Here is a 6899-nt window from a genome sequence, read left to right as displayed (position 1 = left end):
TTTAGTAGCATCGTGATTCATTAGTTTTTTCTATTCGTAATGGGATTATTCACTTGACGGCGAACAGAGTATCTTTTGAATGATATTACGTTTTTGCAATTTGAAAACGTAAATAGAATTTATGCTTTGCGAGGTGATTTTTCATTTCGTCGTTTGAAATGACTAACGCTAACTTTACAGAGTGGTCACGCTATTTATACATGCAGTTGCGACCTAATTTTCACTTACTCTTTGTCGAAACTATCCACAATTATAGCGCCCATAGATGCCGGCATGGTTATGACTATCAGACGTCTTAATGCGATGTTTGGTTCTGTCAGTAATGGAAATTTGTCGAGCGATGACAACACCAGTGCGACCACAAACGCTGCTATCAAATAAGCGATAATAATGCGTATAACAAATACCGGAACTCTATATTTGATGTTTGACTGGAACACACTTCCGTAAGCGAAAAAGCTTAAGAATGCTATTGATAAAACGAACACTAATAAAAGATTTGATAAGGGCAACTTTTCACCGATTCTCCAGGCTTCTTCAGAGAATGAAATAGGTACCGCTAAGGCAAAAGATCCAATGGCGACCTGACTGGCATCTTCTAAGTTAAAGCTTAGATTCATATTGGTTCCTTAGGTTGGATAACGAAACTCTTAATTTTAAGTGACTAAACTTTATGAGTTTGGTGATTAGTGTAGAGGCTACTAGAGTTTGGTCGTTTTTTCTAATTCCTGAATGAGGTATCCGATTTCTTCTACCCTCTCGGTAACAAGTTGCTGAGCGTCGTATAGACCGCGGTTGTAAAAGTAAGGTCCGACCTCTTTAGCAAAAAAATCGATTAAGAATTCAGCATCAAAACTGCCGATTTCTTGATCCAGTTCTTGGTTGAAGTATTTTTGCACCTTCTGGATGATTTCAGATTTTTCTTCAGATGAAAAGGTAATCTCACTCATGCAGGGTGCGCCTCTTTATGTCAGTAATTTGTGTCTTATTTTATAATTGAAAGTGAGAATGGGTATTGAAAATCACCATCTTTGTATACAGAAAATGCTGCCATCGCAGCAAAAATAATGCCGCCTATTCCTGTCATAAAAGCGATCGCGAGCAGTGGTTTGATAATGGCTGATAACAATGCGAAAACAAACACTATAAGCAATATAGTGAGCTGAAAATTGATCGCTTTTTTGCCTTGTTCATAGAGGTATTCGCTGTCACCCTTTTTTAGAAACCATACTATCAATGGGCCAAGCACCAAACCAGGGGCTAATAATAAACCGATTAAAGCTGCCGCATGCATAGCGCTAGCCCATTTGCGATCTTCTGGGGTCTGCGGTAGTAAATCATTACTCATTTTTGTTCCTTTGGTTTAGTCATTTATTGCTAATCAGTTTTTAAGAGCTATCAGTCATCTAAGTAACGATGATGCACGATAATGTTAGATCATTGCGCGGTTATCGGAATTTTTCTAATACCGCTCTCTATTTTGTTATAATCAAGCCAAATTCATGTTTTTCAAGGTAAAACAGATGAAAACCTTATCACATTGGCTACTTATTCTTTCATGTGCTTTCGCAACTTTCACATCTTCTGCAATGGCAGAAGGCTTTTATAAGTGGAAAGACGCTCGCGGCAACATACAATATGGTGACCGACCGCCGGCAAATGCTAAGGCACAACAGATGGATATGCCAAAACTAACCGTGATTGAAAACTATGGTGAGCAATGGAAGCCTGTGAGTTTTCCAAAAGAAGCTGATCCCTATCAGCAGCAAGCAACTCCGAAAGCAACTGCTGGAGCTTACACATCTTTAACATTTATTGCGCCAAAGGCTAATCAACCTATTCGCGCAAATGATGGCGATGTATCTGCAATAATCAGCCTTAAACCAAAACTTAAAGCGGGCCATGTTATTTCTTTCTCTATCGACGGCAAAGAAGTGGCTAAGGGTAGTTCTCGTACCCAGAATTTCAGTAATCTAGCGCGCGGCGAGCACACAGTAAGCGTTAAAGTAATGGATAAGACAGGTAAAGTATTGAAGAGCCAATCGGTCAGCTTTACGGTTCTGCGTGTATCAAAACTATTTAATAAAAAACCAGTCACCCAAAATGCTACTGCAAATACTAACGTGGTTAACGCAAACCCGAATCAATAAAAAAACGCCTATAAGTAGGGGGGTGACTTAAATGAATCTATTCCCTGCTAATCGTTAGTAGTATTGAAGTCTTTGCTTGAAAAACGAATCTAAATACAAGGTCGCTAAAATTCGCTGTGCTACAATAAAATTTTAGCAAGAAGTTAACAGGAAATTTGCAATTTCTCCTCAAGTCTCGTTATTCTGCTGATAAATTCCATTGAGGTTAATTGACGGATGAAGTACTGCAATCAGTGTGGCGAAAAAGTAGAACAGGCAATTCCTGATAACGATAACCGACTTCGTTTTGTCTGCGTTTCCTGCGAGACAATTCATTATCAAAATCCTAATATCGTTGCCGGTACACTGCCATTAATTATGGGCGATGACGGCAGAGAAAAAGTCTTACTTTGCAAACGAGCCATTGAACCACGTTATGGTTTGTGGACCTTGCCTGCTGGCTTCATGGAAAACGGTGAAACAGTAGAAGAAGCTGCACTGCGAGAATCACAGGAAGAAGCAAATGTTGAGCTCGATGATCTGAGGCTTTATTCGGTGATGAGCATGCCGCAAATCAATCAAGTCTATATGATTTTCAAGGGCGATATTGTTGGAGATAGTTTTTCGCCCGGCATCGAAAGTCTGGAAACAGCATTGTTTGATGAGGAAGATATCCCATGGTCTGAGATGGCGTTTAATGTCATTACCCAAACCTTACAGTGTTATTTTGCTGATCGTAAAAAGGAACATCGCAGTAAATTAACAGATTACAAAGTACATAATCTGGTTTACCAGGTTCCAGAAAAATATATCAAATAAAGATAATTCCTAGTATATATTGTAACAATGTATCGATGAGTTTCTGGCTCTTTTCGACATATCAATAAACTTCAAAGACAGCTTTCAGATGACAAAAAATACCCGCGCGAAAATAGATTTCTCATTAAGTTGGGTAAGTGCCAGTGCTGAGCATTGCGATGTTTTTCATGCGGAAGATATAGATCTGGAAAAAGATGTTTTTCCTACTGGATTTTCTGAAAATCTAGCTGAGTTAGCCGTAGGTGAAAGTTACACAGAAACCTTTCCAGCGAATGCTTTATTGAGGATGAGTTTTGACCCTGCCAAAGTTAAAACCTTTGCTGCTAAAGATTTTGATAAAGGCTTTCGAGGCCAAAATATTATTCCTATGTTATACCGTTATTTTCCAAGTGCCGTTGCTAGTAAGGGACTTGGAACTGATCCCCGTGATTTTAAACCCTTTCGCATAATGTCTATGGAAGGCGACAATATGACAGGTGACTGCAATCATCCGTTGGCAAAATATTTTTTGACCTTGTCCGCAACTATTATTGAATGGTTAGAGCCTAAAAATACAGAAGATCAGGAAGAAACAAGAAAAAAGCACATAGGTCAAATAGTGGCTAATAGAGGCCCGGGTATGCAGGTGCCGTTTGAATTTGGCAGGGCTTCTTACTTTTCCGATTATCCTTTTAAACGTGAAGATGAAGCAGAAGATGCTACTTTTTATAAAGAGCCTCGTATGGTTCATCATTTGGATGCTACCGCGACTTCTGAAATTACTCAGTTGTATTCAAAACTACTGGATAAAAACGCCAAAGTACTCGATTTAATGAGTAGTTGGAACTCACATCTGAGCGATGATCTTTCATTAAGCCATGTGACTGGTCTGGGGATGAATCAACAGGAGCTAGAAGCGAATAAGCAACTCAATGATTTTACAGTCCAGGATTTAAATCTGCATCAGATACTGCCTTATGCAGATGATCATTTCGATGCAGCAATCTGCACTGCCTCTATCGAATATTTAACCTATCCACTTAAAATCATGACAGAAGCCGCGCGCGTTATTAAACCAGGTGGGAAGTTTGTGGTGACATTTTCTGAGCGCTGGTTTCCTACGAAAGCAATTACACTTTGGTCGCAACTCCACCCATTCGAGAGAATGCAACTGGTATTGGAGTACTTTAGCGACTCTGGATTATTTAGTGAACTAAATACCTATTCCAAACGCGGTTTACCAAGGCCTGAGGATGATCAGTACTTTGAGGAAATAAAAACGTCTGATCCTGTTTATGCCATTTGGGGCACAGTAAAAAAATAGACATTTAGCTATTTTAAGACTCAGTGACTCAGTTGTTTATAGATAGAACCTGCTCCTGATGCCAAATCGCCACTTAATGCAAACCCTATCATATTTTCACCGTCACGAAGTTCAAAATACCCACCTTTAGTTTGCTCAGAAACCGTACTCCATTCAATATCGTTTGCCCCAGCTGGTCGACAAATACTTAGCGGAAGCGAAGGTGTTTTTACTTTTACCAATGGTGGTAATGGCATGAATTTTTCATGTATACCAGTTATATCTGCAGAGATTGTCTCAGCTTGACGTTTAATAGGCTCGATAAAGGCAAAAATTTCTCCTTCTAAAGATGCGCAGTCTCCTATTGCATAAATATCAGGGTTACTTGTTTGCATATCATCATTTACACAAATTCCGTTGTCGGTTTTTAAGCCCATCTTTGTTGCTAGCTTGGTATTTGCAACCAGACCGGCAGCTGACAAGACAAGATCAGTTTTTAAAATGCTATCGTCTGATAATCTTGCAACATAAGCGCCATCAACGTCATTATTCAAGCTATCAAGCGTAGCGCCAAATTTCCATTCAACGCCATTATTACTTAACTTCTGTACAAGTTCGTTGCTCATAGCTTCAGGCAGTAAAGCAGAAAGAGGTTGTTGTTGTGGATCAATAACAGTGACTTTGTAACCTGCCTTAGTTATATCGTCTGCAAATTCACACCCAATAAGACCAGCACCAAGAATTGTGATGTGTTTAATCTCATTTTCCAATTTTTCACAGAGTTTCTTATACGTTTGTAAGTCATTGACACTTAAAATATTACTTGCCGCATCCCCTGTAATTGGCAATTCTTTTTGATGAGCGCCCATTGCCAATATGAGTTTATCGTATTCGATTCCACCTTTAACTGTTACTAATCGTTTCTTGTTGGTATCAACACGCATAATTCGGGTTTCTGTACGCACATCAATACCAAGTTCGAGTGCTTTTGCTTCGGCATCCATACTGATCAAATCTTCTGCTTTTTTACCCTGACTCAATGCCAATGAAATTGCAGGTTTTGGGTAAACATAACCTTTACATGCGCTAACTAAGAGAATGGGTCTTTCTGGGTCTCGCCTTCGTAAAGCTTCCGCTACTGACCAGCCTGCAATACCTGCACCCACAATAACAGTAGTGTATTCACTGCCTTTATTGATTTTTTGTGATCGTGAAGAAGTTCGATTTATTTGAGGGAGTGCCGCTACTTCAGGTAAAAGACGAAGATCACTTTTAGTTAAGCCACATAAAGGGCACTCCCAATCTTCTGGTATATCAATATATCGCGTGCCTGGGATTAGTCCAGAATCAGGGTCTCCTTTAGCTTCATCATAAATAAATCCACATGCGTCACATACGTAACGTTGAAATTCTTCCGTACTCATTCTTAAGTCTCCGGGTACTTCCTGTAATTTAGCGATAACATCATCAAATCGTAACGTACTGAAAAGTGTTTCACAGTACCTTCGTATTATTTTTTCTAAGCGGCTTGCGCCAAAGTATCGAGCTCTTTCCTCAAGTGCTTTATTGCAGGCGTTACAATCGCAACAAAATAAGACTCACGTAATTTACGCTGTGCAGGGGCTGTCTGAAGATAACCTTGTGCCCCGGTGTGAAGCATAGCGGACTGTGAGGCCTTAAGAGCAAGCTCACCAGCAGTCAAGCGAAGCTGCAACACCTCACGGAAGTAATCATCGTCAGTCTCATAAGGTTCTTCAGCAAGAATTAAAGCCGCTTCTACGGCGTCATCTAACTCTTCTTGTAATTCATCAGGTCTATCATCAAGATAGCCATTCACATGACCCAGTAACGGTTCAACAGATCTGCAAATATCGATACAGGATTGTATATTTCCAATTCCCATGCCGAACTGTAAAAGAACGATGCCAGTGCGTGATCTTCTTAAAAACGCAGCACCATCATCATCAATGATCATCTCATCTGGGATAAATACATCTTTAAAAATACAAGCGAATGTTCGTGTCCCTTCAAGTGCTACGAAATGGGCTGATAATCGAAGCTCAAAACCTTCTGCATTACAATCCACAAGTGCCATTACGGAACCACCTAGGCGTCCTTCAAGTTCAAAAAGAGTGCCAAAAACGTGATCTTTTCCTAAGTTGGAGACCCAGGGAAGATTGCCATTAACAATGTAACCGCCATCAACTCTTTTTCCTTTTAGGCGTAAATCTTCAATGCCAGCAAATGCTTTCATGGTATTAGACATGCCGGTTCCACCTAAAACGTTTCCACTCGATACTTTGCCTAACCAATTGTCTCGAACGGTTGAATTAGCAGCATTTTGAATATACCAGCCACAGGTGTCCTGACACCATATGGCAAATCCTGTAGACATACATTCATGCGAAACAACACCCATTGCCTGGATCGCTGCTCCCATGTCTGGTATGCCGCTGGATCGCATATCTGATAAATGCTGTCTATAGACACCTTCACTACCTAATTTGCGCATTACAGATTCGGGGTAATAACCTTCTAAATCGATTTTTACGGTTAAGGGTTTCAAATCTGTATCGACTATTTTTCGAGTCGCATCAAGTAGTTCATCTAAGGGGGTATCTGTGTTCAATAGATTTGAGGCTATACTATTCATATCAAACTCCTAGTTT

8 protein-coding genes and 1 pseudogene are annotated in these 6899 nt (G+C 40.0%); 3 read left to right on the top strand and 6 right to left on the bottom strand.

What is annotated here, in order from left to right; genetic code table 11:
* Window positions 1-224: 224 nt before the first annotated feature.
* The 3 genes from Q1A31_RS15005 to Q1A31_RS14995 all read right to left on the bottom strand — a co-directional run bounded on the left by Q1A31_RS15005 (window position 225) and on the right by Q1A31_RS14995 (window position 1348).
* Entirely contained in the window at window positions 225-620 is a 396-nt protein-coding gene (locus Q1A31_RS15005; RefSeq protein WP_299878421.1) for a DUF2391 family protein, read from the bottom strand.
* Window positions 621-701: 81 nt separating this feature from the next.
* Window positions 702-950: a DUF2164 domain-containing protein gene (locus Q1A31_RS15000; protein ID WP_299878418.1), complete on the bottom strand. Its 249-nt coding sequence runs from the start codon at window positions 948-950 to the stop codon at window positions 702-704.
* Window positions 951-985: 35 nt separating this feature from the next.
* Window positions 986-1348, bottom strand: coding sequence for a DUF4870 domain-containing protein (locus Q1A31_RS14995; RefSeq protein WP_299878415.1), 363 nt, complete (start codon window positions 1346-1348; stop codon window positions 986-988).
* 175 nt (window positions 1349-1523) lie between these two features.
* Between Q1A31_RS14995 and Q1A31_RS14990 the strand changes: the two genes are divergently transcribed.
* The 3 genes from Q1A31_RS14990 to Q1A31_RS14980 all read left to right on the top strand — a co-directional run bounded on the left by Q1A31_RS14990 (window position 1524) and on the right by Q1A31_RS14980 (window position 4251).
* Window positions 1524-2150 carry a DUF4124 domain-containing protein gene (locus tag Q1A31_RS14990; RefSeq protein ID WP_299878412.1) on the top strand — a complete coding sequence of 209 codons (627 nt, stop codon included), beginning with the start codon at window positions 1524-1526 and terminating at the stop codon, window positions 2148-2150.
* Window positions 2151-2366: 216 nt separating this feature from the next.
* Entirely contained in the window at window positions 2367-2948 is a 582-nt protein-coding gene (locus Q1A31_RS14985) for an NUDIX hydrolase (RefSeq protein WP_299878409.1), read from the top strand.
* A gap of 88 nt (window positions 2949-3036) precedes the next feature.
* A complete protein-coding gene (locus Q1A31_RS14980) occupies window positions 3037-4251 on the top strand; it encodes a class I SAM-dependent methyltransferase (RefSeq protein ID WP_299878406.1) in 1215 nt (404 codons plus the stop codon).
* Between the two features lie 20 nt (window positions 4252-4271).
* Here the strand turns inward: Q1A31_RS14980 and Q1A31_RS14975 are convergent, their stop codons facing one another.
* From Q1A31_RS14975 to Q1A31_RS14965, 3 genes and pseudogenes are all read right to left on the bottom strand, one after another.
* A complete protein-coding gene (locus Q1A31_RS14975) occupies window positions 4272-5396 on the bottom strand; it encodes an NAD(P)/FAD-dependent oxidoreductase (RefSeq protein ID WP_299878425.1) in 1125 nt (374 codons plus the stop codon).
* An 81-nt stretch (window positions 5397-5477) separates the two neighbouring features.
* A pseudogene (locus Q1A31_RS14970) lies at window positions 5478-5654 on the bottom strand (rubredoxin); the annotation flags it as partial.
* A 95-nt stretch (window positions 5655-5749) separates the two neighbouring features.
* Window positions 5750-6883 (bottom strand): acyl-CoA dehydrogenase family protein, encoded by a 1134-nt coding sequence (locus Q1A31_RS14965; RefSeq protein WP_299878403.1) that lies wholly within the window; start codon window positions 6881-6883, stop codon window positions 5750-5752.
* Window positions 6884-6899 lie beyond the last annotated feature (16 nt).

The organism is uncultured Cocleimonas sp. (assembly GCF_947495625.1).
Lineage (GTDB): Bacteria > Pseudomonadota > Gammaproteobacteria > Thiotrichales > Thiotrichaceae > Cocleimonas.
This window is presented reverse-complemented; position numbering and strand designations above follow the sequence as displayed.

What these genes read in the sequence shown, in the direction of transcription:
- Q1A31_RS15000 (WP_299878418.1), bottom strand. Translation starts at nt 950, where the DNA reads ATGAGTGAGATTACCTTTTCATCTGAAGAAAAATCTGAAATCATCCAG.
- Q1A31_RS14990 (WP_299878412.1), top strand. Translation starts at nt 1,524, where the DNA reads ATGAAAACCTTATCACATTGGCTACTTATTCTTTCATGTGCTTTCGCA.
- Q1A31_RS14995 (WP_299878415.1), bottom strand. Translation starts at nt 1,348, where the DNA reads ATGAGTAATGATTTACTACCGCAGACCCCAGAAGATCGCAAATGGGCT.
- Q1A31_RS15005 (WP_299878421.1), bottom strand. Translation starts at nt 620, where the DNA reads ATGAATCTAAGCTTTAACTTAGAAGATGCCAGTCAGGTCGCCATTGGA.
- Q1A31_RS14965 (WP_299878403.1), bottom strand. Translation starts at nt 6,883, where the DNA reads ATGAATAGTATAGCCTCAAATCTATTGAACACAGATACCCCCTTAGAT.
- Q1A31_RS14985 (WP_299878409.1), top strand. Translation starts at nt 2,367, where the DNA reads ATGAAGTACTGCAATCAGTGTGGCGAAAAAGTAGAACAGGCAATTCCT.
- Q1A31_RS14980 (WP_299878406.1), top strand. Translation starts at nt 3,037, where the DNA reads ATGACAAAAAATACCCGCGCGAAAATAGATTTCTCATTAAGTTGGGTA.